This window comes from Acidovorax sp. CCYZU-2555 (assembly GCF_018413525.1).
GTDB lineage: Bacteria > Pseudomonadota > Gammaproteobacteria > Burkholderiales > Burkholderiaceae_C > Comamonas.
In genome coordinates this window covers 1-22,229 of record NZ_JAHCDD010000053.1, presented here as the reverse complement: position 1 = coordinate 22,229, position 22,229 = coordinate 1, and the positions used below count along the sequence as shown (strand labels likewise).

Sequence of the window (22,229 nt, the reverse complement as noted above, 5' to 3'; positions counted from 1 at the left end):
TCTTGCCGTTGTTTTGTAGCAATTTGTTGCATTTGCGCCCAGCCCTGCGGGTTCGTGTCGCGCGCGAAATCTTCGTCTTCTATCGGTAGGGGCCGAAATTCTTCGGTTGCCCTCGGCTGCCAGCCAGTCGCGCCCAGGCAAATGCCTGGCCCCAGCCAACGGCCGCAACCAGCGGCGCGCCTGCGCGCCGGGCAGTGACATAGGTGTGTGATGCGAACAAGAAAAATGAGAGGCGCCCTCGCGGGCGGGGTGTGGGCAGTGATGGCGGCGGCCCAGGTGGTGCATGCGCAGGAAGCGCAAGTGCAGTTCGACATTGCGGCCCAGCCGCTGGCCAATGCGTTGGGCGCGTTCGGCCAGCAGGCCAGGCAGCAGGTGCTGTTCGACGAAGCCGACGTGGCCGGGCGCAGCGCGCGCGCGGTGCGCGGCAGTCTGAGTCCCCGGCAGGCGCTGGAGCAATTGCTGGCCGGCAGCGGCGTGGCGATCGCTGGCGCCAAGGCCGGCGGCTTCGCGCTCAAGGCCTTGCCGCCCGCGCAGAAGCAGTCGCTGGATCACAGCCTGGAATCGGTGACCGTGACGGCCAATCAGCTCGGCGAAATCACCGAAGGCACGGGCAGCTACACGCCGGGCACGATCGCCACCGCGACGCGGCTGGTGCTGGCGCCGCGCGAGACGCCGCAGTCGATCAGCGTCATCACGCGCCAGGAGATGGATGATTTCAATTTGCGCGCGATCGACGACGTGATGCGACATACGCCGGGCGTCAGCACCGTCACCTACGACACCGAACGCACCGAATACTACGCGCGCGGCTTCTCCATCAACGAGTTCCAGTACGACGGCATTCCGATGACGCGCAATTCGCGCTACTCGGCGGGCAACACCTTGTCTGACATGGCGATCTACGACCGCGTGGAGGTGCTCAAGGGCGCGACCGGACTGCTGACTGGCGCGGGCAATCCGGGCGCCACCATCAATCTGATCCGCAAGAAACCGACCAAGGACTTCCAGGGCCATGCGACGCTGGGCGCGGGCTCCTGGGACAACTACCGCGGTGAACTCGACATCAGCGGCAGCCTCAACACAAGCGGCTCGGTGCGCGCCCGCGCGGTCGCGGCGCACCAGGACAAGAAGTCCTATATGGACCATTACCAGCGCAAGACCGATATGCTGTTCGGCACGCTCGAGGCCGATCTTTCGCCGAATACGCTGCTGACCATTGGAGCGGACTACCAGAACAGCGCGCCCAAGGGCTCGACTTGGGGCGGCATACGGCTGTTCGACAGCGCCGGCAATTTCAACGCGGTGCCGCGCTCATTCAACAATGGGGCCCGCTGGGCACATTGGGACCAGTCGACGAAGACCGCGTTCGCCACGCTGGAGCACCACTTTTCCAACGGCTGGGTGGGCAAGGTGCAGTTCAATCACCAGATCAATGGCTATGACTCCGAACTCGGCTCGCCGAATGGCTACATGATGTACCCGGACCGCGCGACGGGCGCGGGCGTCACCATGGCCGGCTGGATGGGACAGTACCGCGGCGATGTGAAGAGCAATGCGCTGGATGCCTATCTGAGCGGCCCGTTCTCGCTGTTGGGCCGGGAGCATGAACTGGTCGTGGGCGCCAGCGTCTCGCGGCAGGAGCTGGCGGGGGAAAACCATTGGCAGCCCGCGAGCTATGACGTGTCCGTGCCCAACTACTACGCCTGGGACGGCAACATCGCCAAGCCCGACTGGTACCTCGCGCGCCTGGTCAATGAAACCACGCGGCAAAGCGGCGTCTATGGCACGGCGCGCTTCAATCTGCGCGACGATCTGAAGCTGATACTGGGCAGCCGCGTTTCCAATTACGACTACGTCTATACGTATGCAGCCCCGGGTACGGCCGCGGTGCCGACGAACAAGAAGGAGAGCGGCGTTGTCGTTCCCTACATGGGTCTGGTCTACGACCTGAGCTCCCACTGGTCGCTCTATGCGAGCCACACCAGCATCTTCCAGCCGCAAAGCAATGAAGATGCCGGCGGCGCGCGCCTCGACCCGCTCAAGGGCAACAGCTACGAAGTCGGCGCCAAGAGCCAGTTCTTCAATGGCCGGCTGAACACCAGCCTGGCCTATTTCGAGACGCACCAGGACAATTTCGCGCAGCGCACTTCGGGTCGCACACCTTCAGGCGGCGCGGCCTATCGCGCCGTCGATGGCGTGGTGACCAAGGGCGTGGACGCGGAAGTGTCCGGGAAATTGACGGAAAACTGGCAGCTGCATGCGGGCTATACGCACAAAGTCGCGCGCCGCGACGGCGCGAAAGTCACGACCATAGAACCCGAAGACCAGTTCCATCTGTACACCAGCTACCAATGGGGCGGCAGCTTGCGCGGACTGACGACAGGCGCGGGCGCTCGCTGGCAAGGCAAGAGCTGGGACGATGTGAACCATCCGACCAATGGCTATTCGCGCTTCACGATGCCGTCGTACTGGCTGGTCGATCTGATGGCGAGCTACCGCGTCAACAAGAACCTGATGGCCTCGGTCCATATCAACAATGCGTTCGACAAGAAGTACCACACCTTGATGAGCATCTATGACGTCTACAGCTGGGGCGAGCCGCGCAGCGTGAGCGTCAGCATGCGCTACGACTTCTGACCCGCAATTCCCCATCGCCGCTGCGTTGGAGCTGCTGCTGTCGCTCAAAAAACACGCGGCGCCATTCATAATGAGAGTTATTTTCATTTAAAGAATAAGCCGCCGCCATGCTTCCGGCCGACAGCAGCGCCTCGAGCGACATCCTTCGTCTATATACCGACCACCACGCCTGGCTGGTCGGCTGGCTGCGCCGCCGACTTGATCGCAGTTGGCTCGCAGCCGATCTTGCGCAGGACACCTTCGTCAGCATCCTGAGCGCCGCCGACGCGCCGCCGGTGCGCGCGCCGCGGCCTTTTCTCGCGACAATTGCGCGCCGGCTGGTCGCCAACCACTACCGGCGCCAGGCGCTGGAGCAGGACTATCTCGACGCGCTCACGCATCTGCCCGAGGCCTTGCAGCCTTCGCCCGAAGAACAACTGCAGGCCGTACAGGCCTTGCAGGCGCTGGACCGTGGGCTCGCCGGGCTTTCGGCGCGGGCGCGCGAAGCGTTCTTGCTCGCGCATCTCGACGGGCTCGATTACGCCAGCATTGCCCAGCGGCTGGGCGTGACCGTGCATGCGGTCAAGAAATACATGGTGCGTGCCAACCAGGCCTGCTTCTTCGGCGTCGAACCATGAACGCCACCCCGATTCCCGAGCACACGGCGCGCGAAGCCGCCGAATGGCTGGCCACGCTGATGTCCGGCACGGCCGGTGAAGACGACACGCGCCGCTGGCGCCTGTGGCGCGAAGCCGATCCGATCAATGAACGTGCCTGGCGGCGCATAGAGCATCTTTCGGCGGGCCTGCGCCAGCTCCACCCGGGTGCCGCGCGCCAGGCGCTGGCGCCGCCGCATGCGGGGCGACGGCGTGCGCTGCGCACGCTGCTGTGGGCCGGCGCCGCGGGCACCGTGGGCTGGACCAGCCTGCGCTCGCCCAAGGGCCGCGAACTGCTGGCCGACGAGCGCACGGCGACCGGCGAGCGGCGTGAAGTGATGCTGCCCGACGGCACGCGCGTGCTGCTCGACACCGCCAGCGCCGTCGATGTGCGCTTCGACAGCGCCGAGCGCCTGCTGCTGCTGCGCGCGGGCCAGATCCTGGTCACTTCAGGTCATCCGCATGGCGAGTCGCGGCCGCTGATCGTGCAGTCGGCGCAGGGACGCGCGCGCGCGCTGGGCACGCGCTTCAGCGTGCGCCAGGAAGAGGGCGCGACCACGGTTGCCGTGACCGAAGGCGCGGTCGAATTTGCGGGCCGGGGCGGTGTATCGCGGGTACTGGCCGCGGGCGAATGGGCCAGGCTGGGGCCTGCGGGCTTCGATGCCCAGCCGCGCGCGCTCGACGAGGAAACCGCGCTGGCCTGGACCCGCGGCCAGATACTTGCCGACGGCATGCGGCTGGACGCCTTTCTCGCCGAACTCGGGCGCTACCGCCCGGGCCTGCTGCAATGCGACCCAGCAGTCGGCGCGCTGCGCATCTCGGGCGTGTTTCCCGTGGCCGACACCGATACGGTGCTCGCCACCTTGCCGCTGTCGCTGCCCGTGCAGGTGCGCACGCGCACGCGCTGGTGGCTGCGCGTGGAGCCGGCCGGCACTTCGCTGTAGCCCGCGCCAAACAACCGGCAGAAAAATAATTTCATAAAAGCGTACCCGTTTGCGTTTCTCGCGTGACCTCCCTGTAGAGCCATTTGTCTCCACAGCATCCACCCTTGCACGCCAGGAACACCGCATGCCATCGCTTTTCGTTTTTCGCCCGCAGTCGCGGCGCCATCCTCTTGCCCACGCGGCCTTGCTGGCCTGCGCGCTGAGCGCTGCCATGCCCGCGGCCCGGGCGCAGACTTCCACGGCCCAGGCCGCCGAAGCCTCGTCGGCGCGCCACGACTACGACATTCCCGCAGGCCCGCTCGCACCCGCGCTGCGCCGCGCCGCCAGCCAGGCCGGCGTGGTGCTGGGCTTCACGCCCGCCCAGACCGAAGGCAAGACCACGGCGGGCCTGCGCGGCAGCCATACGGTGGGCCAGGCGCTTTCGGCGCTGCTGGCCGGCAGCGGGCTGGCGCTGGTTCGCACCGACAGCGGCAGCTATGTGCTGCAGGCCGCGCCAGTTGCTGCGAACCCCGTGCAGGCCACCACGCTGCGCGAAGTGACCGTGAAGGCCCAGGCCGAGAGCAGCGGTGCGAGCGAAGGCACAGGCAGTTATGTCACTCGGGGCCCGAGCCGCACGGCCACGCCTTTGGGGCTCACGCTCAAGGAGACTCCGCAATCGGTCAGTGTGGTCACGAGCCAGCGTATCGAGGACCAAGGGCTGACGACGATCTCGCAAGTCATGGCCCAGGTCCCGGGCATCACGCAAGGCCAATTGGGCACGGAACGTCGGAGCTTCGCGTCGCGCGGCTATTCGATCGACAACTACCAGCTCGACGGCGTCAACACGCTGTCCCACAACGAAGGGCTGGCGGCGCAGGCGTCGCAAAGCGCGGCGGACATGGCGGTCTATGACCGCATCGAAGTGCTGCGCGGGGCCTCGGGCCTGATGAGCGGTGCGGGCGATCCTTCGGGAACGATCAACATGGTGCGCAAGAAACCCACGGCCGAGTTCCAGGGCTCATTGGAGGGCGGCCTGGGCTCCTGGTCGGACCAGCGCGGCGTGCTTGATCTGTCGGGCCCGCTGAATGCCTCGCGCAGCCTGCGCGGGCGTTTCGTGGCGGCCTTGCAGGACGGCGACAGCTACATCGACCACTACGGCAATCAGAAGAAGATCTTCTACGGCGTGCTGGAAGCGGACCTGACCGACACCACGCGCCTCACGGCGGGCGTGGAGCACCAGCGCCGCGAATCCAAGGGCGCGCTCGCCTACCTGGGCTTTCCGCTGTGGTTCAAGGACGGCACGCGCACCGATCTGCCGCGCTCCTTCAGCCCCGCCAGCCGCGACAATCGCTTCGACAGCCGCGCGACGACGACGTTCGCCACGCTGGAGCAGGAGTTGGAAAGCGACTGGCGTCTCAAGATATCCGCCAACCGCCTGCGCTCGTCGCAGCAGGAAGCAGTGTCTTATCTGGACACCTCGCAAGGCTTCGCCGACGCCTCCACGGGTGATGGCCTGATGCTCAATTCAGAACGTAGGCTGCATCAACTGGCACTCGACAGCCTGGATGTGAACCTGAGTGGGCCGGTCTCGCTGTTCGGTCGGCGCCATGAACTGGTGTTCGGCGCCGATTATCAGAATGTCACCAACCAGACCAAGGGCAGCTTCGATGAAGGCGGTCTGGACTCCACGGCGCGCAATCTCTACAGCTGGGACCGCACGGGGGCCGGTCAGTATGGTGATACGTTCGTCACCTATGACAATCCCCGGCGCCAGAAGAGCCTCTATGGCGCGGGCCGCTTTGCGTTGAGCGATCAACTCAAGCTCATCGCCGGCAGCAAGGTCTTCAGCTACGACGCCAACGCCGTCACGCAGAATGTCGCGGGCTATTACAGCGCGACACCTTCTTCCGAAAGCAGCGTCTGGACGCCTTACGCGGGCCTGGTCTATGACATCGACGGTGCCCACACGGCTTATGCCAGCTACTCGACCATCTACAAACCCCAGTCGGCGCAGGACCGTTACGGTCAGTTGATCGAGCCGCGCGAGGGCACGAACTACGAGCTGGGCCTCAAGAGCGGTTGGTGGGGCGGCACGTTGAACACCGCCATCGCGCTCTACCAGATTCGCCAGGACAACCTCACCGAATCCGATCCCGGCTTCACGGTCCCTGGCACCACCAACGCCGCATCCCGCGCAATCAAGGGCGCGAAGACCCAAGGCCTGGACATCGAGGCGACGGGCGCGCTGACAAAGCGCTGGAACGTGTCCGCCGCCTGGACCTACAGCGAGTCGAAGAACGCGCAGGGCAAGCGCATCACCACCACCTTCCCGCGCCATATGGTCAAGCTCTGGACCACCTACCGCCTGCCTGGCGATTGGAGCCGCCTGACCGTGGGCGGCGGAGTGAACTGGCAAAGCAAGACCTACTCGACGGTCAACGCCTGGCGCATAGGCCGCGATCTGTATTGGGAGCAGAAAGGCTATGCGCTGGCCAGCCTGATGGCGCGCTATGAGTTCAGCGACCAGCTGTCGGCGACCTTGAACGTCAACAATGTCTTTGACAAAAAATACATTTCGTCGGTGTCCGACTGGTGGTACTCGGCCTACAACGGTGCGCCGCGCAGCGTCGCCCTGAACGTGAAGTACAAGTTCTGACCCTTTGCGCATGGACCGACAGCCTTCCAGACCAACGGCCTGGAAGGCTTTTTTGCCTGCGCGTGTGGGCTGGACTGTCATTGGCATACGATCGGCGAAAAATCATTGCCAACCCAACCTGCAGGAACCCGTTTTCATGAGCACACCGTTACCGTCCCGTATCGCGGAGATCATCGACGCACGCGTCTTCACCTTTGCCCAGGGCGCGCAGCGGCATTTCGCCACCAACGATCTGGTCGTGCTGCTGGATTTCAGGGAAGCCAAGCCCGCGCTCGAGGCGGCGCCGCGCAAGCGCCTGGCCGAAGCCGAAGAGCTGCCGCTCGATGTGCGGCTGCAGCTTTCGCAGCCGGCCTCGGCGCTGCTCGATGAGCTGGGCAGCCCCGAGCAGTCGTTCTGGTTTCTCGTGGTGTTCGAGGACGGCGACTTCGAGTACGGAGCGGTCAACGCGGCGATGCTGGACGCGGGCTGACGAAAGCAGGCCAAGCCGCCAGGCGCCGGTGCGCGCGATGGCTTGCATCTGGTCGGGGTATTTGCGCGTGCAGTTCATGCATGCACCTGGCGGCTACGGCCATGCCGGCAACACAGGCCGTTGTGCGCTTCCCTCGAAAAATACCGTGTTCTGGTGAGCCTGGACGCCAGGCGCACGAATTTGCGCGCGCCTTTGGCAAAAGCAATTGATGTTTTCAATCAAATCAATAGATTTAATTGTTTTTCGCGCGATGGAGGCAGGTTGACGGCCATGTCGGCGCAAGTCCATGGCCGCTGCCACAAAGCGCTCATCCCAAGCAGCGTATGGATGCGAAAAGAGGGCATCTCGCAATCCCGGAAATCCGCTGCATTCGTTAGCGAATGTTAATGAATGTTATACGGTGTGGCGTATGCAACTCGCGCCTGTTTTGGAAGCAAATATTAACAATGTGTGTGCTACGCTTGCAGTTGAAACCATCCGGACTGGGTGGTGTGCGAAGGGTAAGACCATCAGCACGGCGACTTCATGTGCAAGGTTATGCGTAAAGAACACCGGTCGGAAGCCGGCGGCTCCGCCTTGCTCGCGTGGAAAGGACATCTCCATATGCGCTGTTTTGTCTAGTCAAAGTCTGTGCCGCAGCTAGTCTGTGTCACCGCGGATTGATTTCTGGCGACTGCCTGTTCAGGCTGGTCGCTCGCTGTGTCTTGGGACCAGCATGGCCGGCGGCCGGGCGCGCGCAGCGCTTGGGCTACCGAAATCGCAGAATTTTTTCGTTGATTTTCTGTTTCGACTGGACGCACGCATTGCGCCGGTCGCATGTAAAAGCAGTTTCCAGCCGGAATGGCGCGCGCGCGTTCCTGCACTCCAATCGGATCTTCCTGTCGTTCGGGAAGCTGCCGTATTGCCCGGTCGGAACCAACCATCAAGGGTATGAAAATGAAGTTCAAGCAGATCGCACAGGCTGTCGCATCTTTGGGTATGGCGTCGTGGGCTGTTTCCGGCATGGCCCAGACAGCACTGACGGCCCAGCAGGCCACTGGCCAAGGCGCGGCGTTGCAGTCGGTCGTGGAAAAAGTGCTGATGACCCACCCCGAGATACAGGTGCGTTTCCAGGATCTGACCTCTTCCCTGGAAGGTCAGAACGTGGCGCGTGGCGCGCTGCGTCCGCAAGTGACGGCCCAGGGCTGGGTCGGCCGCGAATGGCGCAGCAACTCTGAAAATGGCGCGGACACCGACTGGAACCGCCCCGGCTGGAACGTGCAACTGCGCCAGATGATTTTCGACGGTTTCGCGACCAGCAGCGGCGTGCGCCAGCTGGGCTTCGAGAAGCTGTCCAAGTTCTATGACCTGCGCGCCACCACCGAAACCCTGGCCAACGAAGCCGTTGGAGCCTATCTGGATGTGCAGCGCTACCGCGAAATGGAACGCCTGGCGCGCGACAACTTTGCCACGCATCAAGTGACGCTGGGTCAGCTGCGCGAGCGCCAGCAATCGGGCGTGGGCCGTGGCGTCGATCTGGAGCAGTCCAGCGGCCGCGTGTCGCTGGCCCAATCGAACCTGATGACCGAGACCAACAATCTCAATGACGTGATGCAGCGCTATCGCCGTGTGGTGGGTGAGTACCCGCCAGCGGAGATGGCGCCGGTGCCTGAAGTCACCGACCGCCTGATCGTTCCTGCGGTGACGCGCGATTTTGGCGACGCACTGCGCTCCAATCCCCAGCTTCTGTCGAAGCAGGCGCTGCTGCAGGCGGCCGAAGCCGGGCAGAAGGCCGCCAAGGGCGCGAGCCTGCCCAAGGTCGAGTTCGTGGCCTCCACGGGCCGCGATCGCGAACAGTCGACGCCGGCTTTCTGGAACCAGCAGACGTCGCGCGTGCAGGTCATGATGACCTACAACCTGTCGCGCGGCGGTGCCGATGACGCGCGTCTGCGCCAGACCATCGCCCAGGGCTATGCGGCCCACGATGTGCGCGACTACACCTGCCGCAATCTGCTGCAGGAAATGTCCATCACCTGGAACAACATCGCGCGCCTGCGCCAGCAGGCACCGTTCCTGCAGGAACATGTGCTGTCGACGTCGAAGGTGCGCGTCGCTTACCAGCAGCAGTTCAAGATCGGCCAGCGTTCGCTGCTGGATTTGCTCAACACCGAGAACGAGCTGTTCGATGCCGAGCGCGCGCTGGTGAATGCGCAGTACGACCTGAAGAAGGCCGAGTACCAGTGGCTCACGCTGTCGAGCCAGATCCTGCCCGTGCTGGGCCTGGCCCAGCCACATCTGACGAGCCGTCCCGAAGAACAGCAGGCGCTGACGCTGCCTGACGACACGCTGCGCAGCTGCAACGCCGCCGTGCCTGATACTACCAATCTGAACCCGGTGTCCGCGCAGGTCGCGCAGGACGCCGTGCCCGTGCAGAACATGGCGCAAGCCCCGACTGCCTTGCGCATGACGCGCCGCGTCGCGATGCCGTAGCCTGGAAGGCGTACCGTATGGAAAAAAGCAATCTGCCACCTTCCGAAGATTCCCGGCGCGAGCTTTCCGCGCTGGATGCGGACTTCATCCGCGTTCTGGAAGATCTGATCGAGGCCTTGCTGGCCAACGGTACGCTGCGCCTGACCGATTTACCGCCGCGCGCGCTGGAGAAGTTGAGCCAGCGCAAGCGCGTGCGCGAGCGCGTGCGAGGTTCGCTGGATTTGATCGATGATGACGAAGAGCTTTTGTAGTTGGATGGGCGACGATGTCTAAATCGGAATATGAAGCACAGGATCCATTGGCCGCAGCCGCGAGGGCGCAGGCATTGCTGAACGAGGCCGACACCGACGTGGCACAGGTCAGACCGCGCTCCGCCGGCGTTCCACCGTCCCACGAGACCCATTCCGACCCCTTGCTCGACTGTCTGGTGCAGCTCACGCACCTGCATGGCAAGCCCTATACCGCCCAGGCACTGAGCAACGGCCTGCCGCTGGTCGACCAGCGCCTCACGCCGTCGCTGCTGGCACGCGCCGCGGCGCGCGCACATTTCACGACGCGCATCGTGCAGCGCGGTCTCGAAGACCTGCCCGATGGTCTGCTGCCCGCGATTCTGATCCTCAACGGCAACCGTGCCTGTCTGCTGCTCAGGACGCTGCCCGAAGGCCGTTTCCTGCTGCAATACCCCGAGAGCAACAGTCCGGTCGAGGTAGATCGCCAGACCCTGTATCGGGACTACGCCGGCCTGATGTGCTTTGTGCGCCCGCAGTTCCGTTTCGAGCAGCGTTCGGTGCAGGCGGGGCTGGAGCCGCGCAGCGGCCACTGGTTCTGGGCCGTGGTGCTCGACAACCGCCGCCTGTACCGCGATGCGCTGCTGGCCGCGGTGCTGATCAATATCTTCGCGCTGGCCATGCCGCTGTTCAGCATGAACGTCTATGACCGCGTGGTGCCCAACAACGCGGTGGAGACGCTGTGGGTGCTGGCCATAGGCATCTCGCTGGTGCTGATCTTCAATTTCGTGCTGACCACGGCGCGCGCCTATGTCGTCGATTCGGCGAGCAAGCGCGTCGATGTGCAGCTGTCGGCGCAGATCATGGAGCGCGTGCTCGATCTGCGCATGGAAAGCCGCCCGGCGTCGGTGGGCTCGTTCGCGGCCAATCTGCGCTCGTTCGAATCGGTGCGCGACTTCATCGCCTCGGCAAGCCTGACCACGCTGGTCGACTTGCCGTTCGTGCTGCTGTTCCTGCTGGCGCTGGTCTGGATTTCGCCCTGGATGCTGATTCCGCCGCTGGTGGCGATCGCGGCCATCTTGCTGGTGTCGTTCTGGGCCCAGGCGCGCATGGAGAGCCTCACGCTCAAGACCTTCCAGGCGGCCTCGCAGCGCAATGCCTTGCTGGTCGAGTCGCTGACCAACCTCGAAGCCGTCAAGACGCTCAACGCCCAAAGCGGCGTGCAGCGCCTGTGGGAAGGCTCTACCCAATATCTGGCCTACATGGGCGGCAAGATCAAGTTCATTTCGTCGGGGGCGGTGAACTTCGTGCAGACCATGCAGCAACTGGTGAGCGTGGCCGTGGTGATCATCGGCGTGTACCAGGTGCAGGAGTCGGCGCTGTCGATGGGCGGCATCATTGCGGCGTCGATGATTGCCGGGCGCTGCCTCGCGCCGTTCGGCCAGGTCGCGGGGCTGATGATGCAGTTCCACAATGCGCGCACTTCGCTGCATTCGATCGACAACTACATGAAGATGCCTATCGAGCATGGGCCCGAAACCGAGTTCGTCGCGCGGCCAGATTTGCGCGGTGCGATCGAGTTTCGCAACGTCAGTTTCAAGTACCCGGGCAGCGAGCAGGCCAGTCTTTCGGGCGTGAGCTTTTCGGTCAAGGCCGGCGAACGCGTGGGCATCATCGGCCGCATAGGCTCGGGCAAGACCACGCTGGAAAAACTGGTGCTGGGCCTGTACCAGCCCACCGACGGCGCGGTGCTGATCGACGGCGTCGACGCGCGCCAGATCGACCCCGTGGATCTGCGCCGCGCCATCGGCCATGTGCCGCAGGACCCGATGCTGTTCTACGGCAGCCTCAAGTACAACCTGCTGGTGGGCGCGCCGCATGCGGGCGAGCGCGAAATGCTGCATGCCGCGCGTATTGCCGGCGTCGACGAGTTCGCGGCCCAGCACCCCAACGGCTATGCGATGAACATCGGCGAGCGCGGTGAATCGCTTTCGGGCGGCCAGCGCCAGTCGATCGCCGTGGCGCGGGCGCTGATCAACGATCCGCCCATGCTGCTGCTCGACGAGCCGAGCAGCAATCTCGACAACCAGAGCGAAGCCCAGCTCAAGCGCCGCCTGCAGGAAGCCTCCGAAGGCAAGACCATGCTGCTGGTGACCCACCGCACGGCGCTGCTGACGCTGGTCGACCGGCTGATCGTGATCGACGGCGGGCGCATCGTCGCCGATGGCGACAAGGACCAGGTGATCGAAGCCTTGAAGCAGGGCCGCATCGGCGGCACGGGAGGCCGGTCATGAGCGAGAAGAAGCCAATGCAAGACGCGCAGCCGCCGAAGAAGCCCGGCCGATTCAAGTCCGCGCTGCAGTCGCGCGGGCGCCAGCTCGAGCGCTGGATGCTCGACGGCAGCGAGGTCGTGGGCACGCACCAGAGCGACGATCTCAAGGCCGATGCGCAGTGGGCCGCGGGCCAGCAGCAGGCGCGTGGTTCGCGGCTGCTGATCTGGGCGGCGTTGCTGGCGGTGCTGGCACTGCTGGTCTGGGCGGCGTTCGGGCGCATCGACGAAGTGGTGCGCGGCCAGGGCAAGGTCGTGCCGTCGCGCCAGGTGCAGGTGGTGCAAAGCCTTGACGGCGGCATCGTGCAGGAGTTGCTGGTGCGCCCGGGCGAGCGCGTGGAGAAGGACCAGGTGCTGCTGCGCATCGATCCGACACGCTACAGCTCGTCGCTGGGCGAGAACCGTTCCGAACTGCTGTCCCTGCAAGCCAAGGCCGCACGCCTGCAGGCGCTGGCCTCGGGTGAAACCTTCAAGGTTGCCGCGGAGCTGCAGACCGCGGCGCCGCTGGTCGTGGAGCAGGAGCGCCGGCTGTGGGAGACCCGCACGCAGGAAATCAACGCCACCGTGAACATTGCGCGCGACCAGCTGCGCCAACGCCAGCAGGAGCTGCGCGAGAACCAGGCCAACCGCGACCAGTCGGCGTCTAGCTGCAGCCTGACCTCGGAAGAACTTAACGTGACACGGCCCTTGCTCAAGAGCGGCGCGGTGTCGGAAGTCGATCTGCTGCGACTGCAGCGCGATGTCGCGCGCTTTTGCGGCGAGGCGCGCGCGGCCACGGCGCAGATGGGCCGTATCCAGGCCGCCATCCAGGAAGCCGACCGCAAGATCCAGGAAACCGAGCTGACGGCGCGCAATCTGGCGCGCGCGGAATTGTCGGAAACACGCTCCAAGCTGGGCACGCTGGAGCAGGGCCAGGTGGCGCTGGAAAACCGGGTGCGCCTGGCCGAAGTGCGCTCGCCGGTGCGCGGCACCGTCAACACGCTGATGGCCAACACCGTCGGCGGCGTGGTGCAGCCGGGCAAGGACATTCTGGACATCGTGCCGCTGGACGATACGCTGCTGATGGAAGTGCAGATCAATCCGCGCGACATCGGTTTCCTGCACCCGGGCCAGCAGGCCGAGGTCAAGTTCTCGGCCTATGACTTCGCGATTTATGGCGGTCTTCAAGGCAAGCTCGAGCAGATCGGCGCCAACACGATCACCGACGAGAAGGGCAATTCCTTCTATGTGGTGAAGGTGCGTACCGACCGCGCGGATGTGGGCGACAACTCGCGCCCCATCATTCCGGGCATGCAGGCCGAAGTGCACATTCTTACCGGCAAGCGCACGCTGATGCAGTACCTGCTCAAGCCCATTTTGCGCACCAAGTCCAATGCGTTGACCGAGCGGTAGTTCATGCCTAGTTCATCACCAGAAAAAAATCTTATGAATGCACAGCCGGTGCTGATGCTGACCCAGGACGCGACGCTGTGGCAGGGTTGGCAGCAGATCGCAGGCCCGCAATGGCTGCCGGCGCGCGGCCAGAGCCTGGCCGATCTGCAGCGCTGGAAACAGCAGGGCCGCCGCCTGGTCGTGCTCGATGCCGCCTTGCCCCAGCTGCCCGCAAGCAACGACGCCGATTGGAGCCGCCTGCTGCAAGGTGTGCAGGTACTGGTGCTCAGCAACCGTCCCGGCGACGAGGAAGGGCGGCAACTGCTGGCCAAGGGCGCCTGCGGCTATGCGCATGCGCAGTCGAATGCCGAAACGCTTTCGCAAATGCTGCAAAGCCTGTCGGGCGGCAATATCTGGCTGGGTCGCTCGCTGCTGCAGCGCCTGCTGCGCGACGTCGATGCGCGCCTGCCCGAACCCGAAAACCATTGGGCCGATGCGCTGTCGCCGCGCGAACAGGAAGTGGCGCGTTACGCGTCGCTGGGCGAAAGCAATGCCGAGATCGCCGAGCGCATGTCGATAGGCGAGCGCACGGTGCGCGCGCACCTGTCGGCCATCTTTGAAAAGCTGCAGGTCGAAGACCGGCTGATGCTCGCGCTCAAGGTCCACGGAATAGGGCGCAAGCAACCGGCCTGAGCGCGGGGCTGTCGCATAACGAACCCGGGTTCTGCTTTGGCGGAACCCGGGTTTTTTTATGTGGTTCGCGGTGAGGATCATGCGCTTATTGGCCGTGACGCCAATAGCTGTTTTGTCAGCCGACTCCTACTATGTCAGTAGAAATATTGGAGGAAGACCGTCAGGCGCTTCCTCTCCACTGACTGGAGTCTCAGATCATCATGGCAGCGCAAACCCTTCTCGTTACCCAACTCACCGGCCAAGCCTGGATTCGTAACTCCGATGGCAGTTTGACTGCCATCCATGAAGGCATGCGCATCCCGGCGGATGCGTTGATCGTGACTTCGTCGGGCGGCTCGGTGCAGTTGCAGGCCGACGGCCAGCCGCCGTTGATCGTGGGCGAGAACCAGGAAGTGCTGCTCACCGCCGATCTCGTGAGCCCACCCCAGGCCCAGGAAGCCGCGATCGCCGCGCCGCCGGTGACGGAGATCGACCAGATCATCGCCGCGATCAACTCCGGCCAGGATCCGTTCGACACGCTGGACCCCACGGCCGCCACGTTGAGCGGTGGTAGCGATGGCGGCAGCACCTTCGTGCGCCTGGCCCGCATCGTGGAAGCCACGGCCCCGCTGGAACTCGGCTTTGCGCGCAGCGCCTCCGGTACCGACGATGTGCAGTTCCTGAATGCTGGCGCGGTCGCGCCGGCCACGCCCGAGTCGAATGCGGATGTGGGCGCGGTGCTCGAAGACGCGGCCCAGGCGCTGACCGGCAACGTGCTGACCAATGACTCGCTGGGCGACGGCTCGCTGGAGCAGCACACCCTGACCGTGATCGGCGGCGGCCAGGGCCAGTACGGTCAGCTCACGCTGAATTCCGACGGCAGCTACAGCTACCAGCTCGACAACAGCCTGGCATCGGTGCAGGCGCTGGCCGCGGGCGAGACACGCACGGAAACCTTCACCTATGAACTGGTCGACCGCAACGGCGCCAGCTCGACCAGCACGTTGACGATCACGATCACCGGCACCAACGACGCGCCCACGCTTTCGGGCGAGTCGACCGTGACGGTGCTGGAAGACCAGACCACGGCAGTGACCGGTCAACTGGCCGTCGCGGATGTCGATGTCGGCGACAGCCACACCTGGACCGTGAACAACGGCGGCCAGGGCCAGTACGGCAGCTTCAGCGTGGACCAGACGGGCAAGTGGACCTATGTGCCAGGCACGGCCAATCCCGATGTGCAGGGTCTCAAGACGGGCGAACAGCTCACCGACACCATCACGGTCACTGTCACCGACAGCCAGGGCGGCACGGCGACGCAAACCGTCACCATCATCATCCAGGGTGAAGACGATGGCGCGATCATCACTCCCGCAACGCCAGGTGCCGACCAGGGCCGCGTGCAGGAAGATGTGACGCTGACCACGAGCGGCAAGCTCAATGTGATCGACCCGGATGCGGGTCAGGCGGTGTTCTTGGCGCAGACCAATGCGCCCGGCCAGTACGGCAGCTTCAGCGTCGATGCGAACGGCAACTGGAACTTTGCGCTGAACAACGGCGACGACAAGGTGCAGGCCCTGGGCGCAGGCGAGACGCTGACCGAAACTTTCACGGTCACGACCGCCGACGGAACCACGGGCAGCGTGGTCGTCACCATCGTTGGCACGAACGACCAACCCGAACTCTCGGGCGCCTTGACGGGCACCGTGACGGAAAACGGTGTGCAGACAGCCATCGGTCAGCTGATCACCGCCGATGTGGATGCCAAGGACACGCACAGCTACAGCGTCGTGGGCAATTCCAAGGGCACCTATGGCAGCTTCGGCGTGGACGCGAATGGCCGCTGGACCTATCAGCTCGACAACGACGCAGCCCAGCCGCTGCGCGCGGGTGAAACCCGTACCGAAACCTATCAGGTGCAGGTCAGCGACGGCAAGGGCGGCGTGGACACGCAGACCGTCACGATCACCATCAACGGTGCGGATGTCAGTGCAATCATCACGCCGGCTGTTCCTGGCGCAGACCGGGGCGCGGTGACCGAAGATGGTCAGCTGACCGCGGCTGGCAAGCTCAATGTGGTCGACCCTGATGAAGGCCAGGCGGTGTTCGTGCCGGTGAAGGCCCGCGCCGGTCAATACGGCAGCTTCACCATCGACGCCAACGGCAACTGGAACTATGCGCTGAACAACAACAGCCCGCTGGTGCAGGCGCTGGGCACGGGCGAGACGCGCACCGAAACCTTCACGGTCACGACCGCTGACGGAACCACGGGCCGCGTGGTCATCACCATCAATGGCACGAACGACGTTCCCGTTTTGTCGGGCGCATTGACCGGCACAGTAACCGAAGACGGCACGCAGACGGCCACCGGCCAGCTGGCCACCACCGATGTGGACACCCGGGATACGCACAGCTACAGCGTCGTGGGCAGCGGCACCGGCACCTATGGCAGCTTCAGCGTCAACGCCAGCGGCCAATGGTTCTACCAACTCAACAATGCCGCGGCCCAGCCCCTGAACACGGGCGAAACGCGCACCGAGACCTATCAGGTCCAGGTCAGCGACGGCAAGGGCGGCGTGGATGTCAAGGACATCACCATCACCATCAACGGTACCGACGAAGGCCCCGTGATCGTTCCCGTCGAGCCTGGCGACGGCGCCGGCGCGGTGCAGGAAGATGTGACGCTGGCGGCCAGCGGCAAGCTCGAGGCGACGGATCCGGCTGCGGACCCGCTGGTGTTCGTGGCGCAAACCGGTAAGGCCGGCCAGTACGGCAGCTTCAGCGTGAACGCCAATGGCGAATGGACTTTTGCACTGGACAACAGCGCTGGCAAGGTGCAAGCCCTGCGCGAAGGCGAGACGCGCAGCGAGACCTTCACGGTCACGACGACGATCGGAACTTCGGCCAGCGTGGTCATCACCATCACGGGTACCAATGACGCGCCGACGATCACCGGCACGGCCACGGCCACCATCAGTGATACCACGGCCAGCATTTCCGGCGATCTGAACCCCTCCGATGTGGACGTGGGCGACACGCACAGCTGGACCGTAGGCACACCCCAGGGCCAGTACGGCAGCCTGACGGTCGATGCCGACGGCAAATGGACTTATGTGCTGGACAACGCCAAGGTCAAGGATCTGCCCGACGGCCAGTCGGTCACCGACACCATCACCGTGACGGTGACGGATAGCCAGGGCGCGAAGGCCACGCAGGATGTGGTCATCACCATCAATGGCAGCGGCAACAATCTGCCGAGCATTGGCGGCGTTGACCAGGGTAAAGTCACCGAAGACGGTCAGCTGACTGCAGGCGGCAAGCTCGATATCACCGATCCCGACGCAGGCGAAGCGGTGTTCCAGCCGCAGACCGATGCCAGCGGCACCTACGGCAAGTTCAGTGTCGATGCCAATGGCAACTGGACTTACACGCTGACCAACACCAACCCGGCGGTGCAAGCCCTGGGCGTGAATGAAACGCTGGGCGAAGCCTTTACGGTCAAGAGTGCCGACGGCACGACGCATATCGTCAACATCGTGATCAACGGCACGAACGACGTGCCCGTAGTCTCGGGTCCGGTGATCGGTGCGGTCACCGAAGACGGCACGACCACGGCCACCGGCCAGTTGGTTGCCACCGATGTGGACAAGAACGACAAGCTGACCTGGGAAGTGACCGGTTCGGCCACGGGCGCCTACGGAACGATCGCGATCGACCAGACCGGCAAGTGGACTTACACGCTGGACAACGACAAGGCCGAGGCTTTGACGTCCAAGGACAAGCCCGTCGAAACCTTTACCGTCACGGTCAGCGATGGCCATGGCGGTACGGTCACCAAGACCATCGACATCACGGTCAATGGCACCGACACCGGCGCGACCATCACGCCGCACGTTCCCGGCGCCGACAAGGGCGAAGTCACCGAAGACGGTCAGCTGACTGCAGGCGGCAAGCTCGATGTCACCGATCCGGACGCCGGCCAGGCCGTGTTTGTTGCGCAGAACAATGTAGCAACTACCTATGGTCACTTCACCATCGGCACCGATGGCACCTGGTCTTACCAGTTGGACAACAGCAACACGGCGGTACAGGCCCTGGGCGCCGGTCAGACCCTGACCGAAACCCGTACGGTCACCACTGCCGATGGCACGACCTCCAATGTCGTGATCACCATCAACGGCACGAACGACGTTCCCACGCTGGTCGCGGGCGCGGGCGCGGTCACGGAAGATGTGGATGTGGTCGGCGGCAAGCTGGTCTCTTCGGGCGCGGTGACGATCTCGGATATCGATACCGGCGAAAGCAGCTTCAAGGACGGTGCGGTCTTCACGGGTAGCACGGTCGCTGGCGGCGCGCAACTGGGCACGCTGGTGTTCAACACCGATGGCACTTACAGCTACTCGGTCGACAACAGCAAGGTTCAGTTCCTTAAGTCCGGCGATTCGGTCGTTGAGACCTTCACGGTCACGAGCAAGGATGGCTCGGCCAGTACCACCATCAAGATCACCATCCATGGTGCGGATGATGGAGGCATCATCACCGGCAACGACACCGCAGCCCTCAAGGAAGACACCAAGACGGATGCCAGCGGCACTCTGATTGCAACGGGTGCCGATGCAGGCGCGCATCCCTTCGTGGAGCAGCGTGACGTGGCGGTGCAGTATGGCAAGTTCACCATTGAAGCCAACGGCAACTGGTATTACCGTCTGAACAACAACGACCCTGTCATCCAGGCGTTGGGTGAAGGCGTGCAATTGACGGAAACCGTCACCGTGCGCACGGCAGACGGCACGCTGGCAGATATCAAGGTGACCATTACCGGCACCAACGACTTGCCGCAGCTCAGCCAGGCTGACAGGACGATTAACGAAAATCCGAACGCTGCAGGCGGTGTGCTGACAGCGGTCGGCACGCTGACCATTACCGATGCAGATGCGGGCGAAAGCAAGTTCCAGTCGGGCGCGGTGCTGAGCAAGGTGGAAGGCCAGTTCCTGGCGGCCAATACCGCGCTGGGCACGCTGGCGTTCAATGTCGATGGTTCGTACAGCTATTCGGTCGATAACAGCAAGGTCGCCTACCTGAAGAACGGTGAGTCGGTCACGGAAACCTATACGGTGACCAGCCACGACGGAAGCAAGACCAGCACGATCGTGATCCGGATCTACGGCGCTGATTCTGGAGCGGTGGTCACTCCTGCCGAGCCAGGCGCCGACAAGGGCTCGGTCACCGAAGACGTAACGCTGACGACGGGCGGCAAGCTGAACGTCGTCGATCCCGATGCCGGCGAGGCCGTGTTTGTGGCGCAGACCAATGTCACGACCACCTATGGCAAGTTCAGCATCGATGCCAGCGGCAACTGGACCTATGTCCTGACCAACAGCAACGCGGCTGTGCAGGCCCTGGGCGCGGGTCAGACCCTGACCGAAACCCGTGAAGTGGTGACGGCCGACGGCACCAAGTCGAACGTGGTCATCACCATCAACGGCACCAACGACATTCCCACCTTGGGCGCGGGCGTTGCTGCCGTGACCGAAGATGTTGCGGTGACGGACGGCAAGCTGGTGTCTTCGGGCACGGTCTCGATCAGCGATGTCGATGCCGGCGAAAGCAGCTTCAAGGCCGGTGCGACGTTCACCAGCACCACGGGTGCGGCGCAACTGGGCACGCTGGTGTTCAACACCGATGGCTCCTACAGCTACTCGGTCGACAACAGCAAGGTTCAATACCTCAAGACCGGCGAGTCGATCGTTGAGACCTACACGGTCACCAGCAAGGACGGCTCGGCCACCAGTACCATCAACATCACCATCAACGGTGCAAATGATGGCGCGGTGATCACGCCGAATGCTCTGGGTGCGGATAAGGGCTCGGTCACCGAAGACGGAACGCTGACGACGGGCGGCAAGCTGAACGTCGTCGATCCCGATGCCGGCGAGGCCGTGTTTGTGGCGCAGACGAATGTCACGACCACCTACGGCAAGTTCAGCATCGATGCCAACGGCAACTGGACCTATGTGCTGACCAACACCAACGCGGCTGTGCAGGCCCTGGGTGCGGGTCAGACACTGACCGAAACGCGTGAAGTGACGACGGCGGATGGCACCAAGACCAATGTCGTGATCACCATCAACGGCACCAATGACGTTCCCACCTTGGGTACGGGCATTGCTTCCGTGACCGAAGACGTCAATGTGAGCGGCGGCAAGCTGTCGACTTCAGGCACGGTCACGATCAGCGATGTCGATACCGGCGAAAGCAGCTTCAAGGCAGGTGCGGTATTCACCAGCACCACTGGCGCCGCGCAGCTGGGCACGCTGGTGTTCAATACCGATGGCTTCTACAGCTACTCGGTCGACAACAGCAAGGTCCAGTTCCTCAAGGCTGGCGAGAGCATCGTCGAGACCTATACCGTCACCAGCCTGGATGGTTCGAATACGACGCAAGTCGTGATCACCATCCACGGCACCAACGATGCTCCGATCATCAGCGGTGATACGACTGGCGTGGTCACTGAAGACACGGCGGTCACCACTTCTGGTCAGCTGACCAAGACCGATGTCGATTCCATTGACACGCACACATGGAGCGTCAGCAACAACGGTCAGGGCACTTACGGCGTGTTCACGGTCGACGAATCGGGCAAGTGGACCTATGTGCTGAACAACAGCAACAACAATGTGCAATCGCTGGCCCTGGGCCAGCAGGTGACTGACACCATCACCGTGACGGCGAGCAACGGCAATGGCGGAACGGCCACACAAGTGGTGACCGTGACCATCGATGGCAGCAATGACACTCCGACCATCAGCGGCGCGGCGACGGGCGAAGTCACAGAAGACGTGACGACGACGGTCTCCGGTCAGCTGACCAAGACCGATGTCGATACCAACGACACCCACACCTGGAGCATCAGCAATGGCGGCAAGGGCCAGTACGGCACCTTCACACTAGACGCCACGGGCAAATGGACTTACGAGCTGGCCAACAGCAGCAGCCAAGTCCAGGCGCTGGCGGCAGGCGAACAGGTGAAGGACACCATTTACGTGCTCGTGAGCGACACCAATGGCGGCACGGCGATGCAAGAGGTGACCGTGACCATCATCGGCACCGCCGACGCTGCGGTGCTGGGTGCAAGCGAGGTCTCGGTGACGGAGAGCGTAGGCGTGGTTGACGGCAAGCTGTCGACTTCGGGCGCAGTGACGATTTCGGATGCGGATGCTGGCCAGAACAGCTTCAAGCCTGATGCCGTTTTCAACGGCAACGGTGCGCCGCTGGGTACGCTGGTGTTCAACACGAACGGCAGCTACACCTACTCGGTGGACAACAGCAAGGTGCAATACCTCAAGGCCGGTGAGTCCGTGGTCGAGAATTACACGGTCACCAGCGTGGATGGCTCGGCCACCACGACCATCAAGGTCACCATCAACGGCACCAATGATGTGCCTACGCTGGGCGCAAGCACCAGCACCGTGACGGAAGACGTCAATGTGGTCGACGACAAGCTGTCGACTTCGGGAGCGGTCACGATTGTGGACGCCGATGGAGAGAACAGCTTCAAACCCGATGCTGTCTTCGACGGCAACGGTACGCCACTGGGTACGCTGACGTTCAACACGAATGGCAGCTACACCTACTCGGTCGACAACAGCAAGGTGCAGTACCTCAAGGCCGGCGAGTCGGTGGTCGAGAGCTATACGGTCACGAGCATTGACGGCTCGGCCACGACAACCATCAAGGTCACCATCAACGGCACCAACGACATTCCCACCTTGGGCGCGGGCGTGGGCGCGGTGACCGAAGATGTGGCGGTGGCCAACGGCAAGCTGGTGTCTTCGGGCACT

Annotated in this window: 11 protein-coding genes; all 11 read left to right on the top strand. The window is 63.7% G+C overall.

Going from position 1 to position 22,229, the window contains the following annotated elements; genetic code table 11:
- Window positions 1-225 precede the first annotated feature (225 nt).
- Complete coding sequence (locus KHY18_RS17905; RefSeq protein ID WP_249729206.1) at window positions 226-2,637, top strand: TonB-dependent siderophore receptor; 2,412 nt, start codon at window positions 226-228, stop codon at window positions 2,635-2,637.
- A 107-nt stretch (window positions 2,638-2,744) separates the two neighbouring features.
- Window positions 2,745-3,254: a sigma-70 family RNA polymerase sigma factor gene (locus KHY18_RS17900; RefSeq protein WP_213302872.1), complete on the top strand. Its 510-nt coding sequence runs from the start codon at window positions 2,745-2,747 to the stop codon at window positions 3,252-3,254.
- Window positions 3,251-4,216 (top strand): FecR domain-containing protein, encoded by a 966-nt coding sequence (locus KHY18_RS17895; RefSeq protein ID WP_213302869.1) that lies wholly within the window; start codon window positions 3,251-3,253, stop codon window positions 4,214-4,216. Before KHY18_RS17900 ends, KHY18_RS17895 begins: the two co-directional genes overlap by 4 nt.
- A 124-nt stretch (window positions 4,217-4,340) precedes the next feature.
- A complete protein-coding gene (locus KHY18_RS17890) occupies window positions 4,341-6,851 on the top strand; it encodes a TonB-dependent siderophore receptor (RefSeq protein ID WP_249729205.1) in 2,511 nt (836 codons plus the stop codon).
- 136 nt (window positions 6,852-6,987) lie between these two features.
- On the top strand, window positions 6,988-7,320 hold the full coding sequence (locus KHY18_RS17885; protein ID WP_213302866.1) for a hypothetical protein: 333 nt from the start codon (window positions 6,988-6,990) through the stop codon (window positions 7,318-7,320).
- A gap of 936 nt (window positions 7,321-8,256) precedes the next feature.
- Window positions 8,257-9,789 carry a TolC family outer membrane protein gene (locus KHY18_RS17880; RefSeq protein WP_213302863.1) on the top strand — a complete coding sequence of 511 codons (1,533 nt, stop codon included), beginning with the start codon at window positions 8,257-8,259 and terminating at the stop codon, window positions 9,787-9,789.
- Between the two features lie 17 nt (window positions 9,790-9,806).
- Window positions 9,807-10,040, top strand: coding sequence for a hypothetical protein (locus KHY18_RS17875; RefSeq protein ID WP_213302860.1), 234 nt, complete (start codon window positions 9,807-9,809; stop codon window positions 10,038-10,040).
- 14 nt (window positions 10,041-10,054) lie between these two features.
- Window positions 10,055-12,310, top strand: a complete 2,256-nt coding sequence (locus tag KHY18_RS17870) for a type I secretion system permease/ATPase (protein ID WP_213302857.1) — start codon at window positions 10,055-10,057, stop codon at window positions 12,308-12,310.
- Complete coding sequence (locus tag KHY18_RS17865; RefSeq protein WP_502769153.1) at window positions 12,307-13,737, top strand: HlyD family type I secretion periplasmic adaptor subunit; 1,431 nt, start codon at window positions 12,307-12,309, stop codon at window positions 13,735-13,737. The genes KHY18_RS17870 and KHY18_RS17865 overlap by 4 nt, the downstream gene beginning before the upstream one ends.
- A gap of 33 nt (window positions 13,738-13,770) precedes the next feature.
- Window positions 13,771-14,409: a response regulator transcription factor gene (locus KHY18_RS17860; RefSeq protein ID WP_213302854.1), complete on the top strand. Its 639-nt coding sequence runs from the start codon at window positions 13,771-13,773 to the stop codon at window positions 14,407-14,409.
- Window positions 14,410-14,609: 200 nt separating this feature from the next.
- Window positions 14,610-22,229: retention module-containing protein (locus KHY18_RS17855; RefSeq protein ID WP_213302851.1), on the top strand; the 7,620-nt coding region annotated here is incomplete at its 3' end.

What these genes read in the sequence shown, in the direction of transcription:
- KHY18_RS17905 (WP_249729206.1), top strand. Translation starts at nt 226, where the DNA reads ATGAGAGGCGCCCTCGCGGGCGGGGTGTGGGCAGTGATGGCGGCGGCC.
- KHY18_RS17900 (WP_213302872.1), top strand. Translation starts at nt 2,745, where the DNA reads ATGCTTCCGGCCGACAGCAGCGCCTCGAGCGACATCCTTCGTCTATAT.
- KHY18_RS17895 (WP_213302869.1), top strand. Translation starts at nt 3,251, where the DNA reads ATGAACGCCACCCCGATTCCCGAGCACACGGCGCGCGAAGCCGCCGAA.
- KHY18_RS17890 (WP_249729205.1), top strand. Translation starts at nt 4,341, where the DNA reads ATGCCATCGCTTTTCGTTTTTCGCCCGCAGTCGCGGCGCCATCCTCTT.
- KHY18_RS17885 (WP_213302866.1), top strand. Translation starts at nt 6,988, where the DNA reads ATGAGCACACCGTTACCGTCCCGTATCGCGGAGATCATCGACGCACGC.
- KHY18_RS17880 (WP_213302863.1), top strand. Translation starts at nt 8,257, where the DNA reads ATGAAGTTCAAGCAGATCGCACAGGCTGTCGCATCTTTGGGTATGGCG.
- KHY18_RS17875 (WP_213302860.1), top strand. Translation starts at nt 9,807, where the DNA reads ATGGAAAAAAGCAATCTGCCACCTTCCGAAGATTCCCGGCGCGAGCTT.
- KHY18_RS17870 (WP_213302857.1), top strand. Translation starts at nt 10,055, where the DNA reads ATGTCTAAATCGGAATATGAAGCACAGGATCCATTGGCCGCAGCCGCG.
- KHY18_RS17865 (WP_502769153.1), top strand. Translation starts at nt 12,307, where the DNA reads ATGAGCGAGAAGAAGCCAATGCAAGACGCGCAGCCGCCGAAGAAGCCC.
- KHY18_RS17860 (WP_213302854.1), top strand. Translation starts at nt 13,771, where the DNA reads ATGAATGCACAGCCGGTGCTGATGCTGACCCAGGACGCGACGCTGTGG.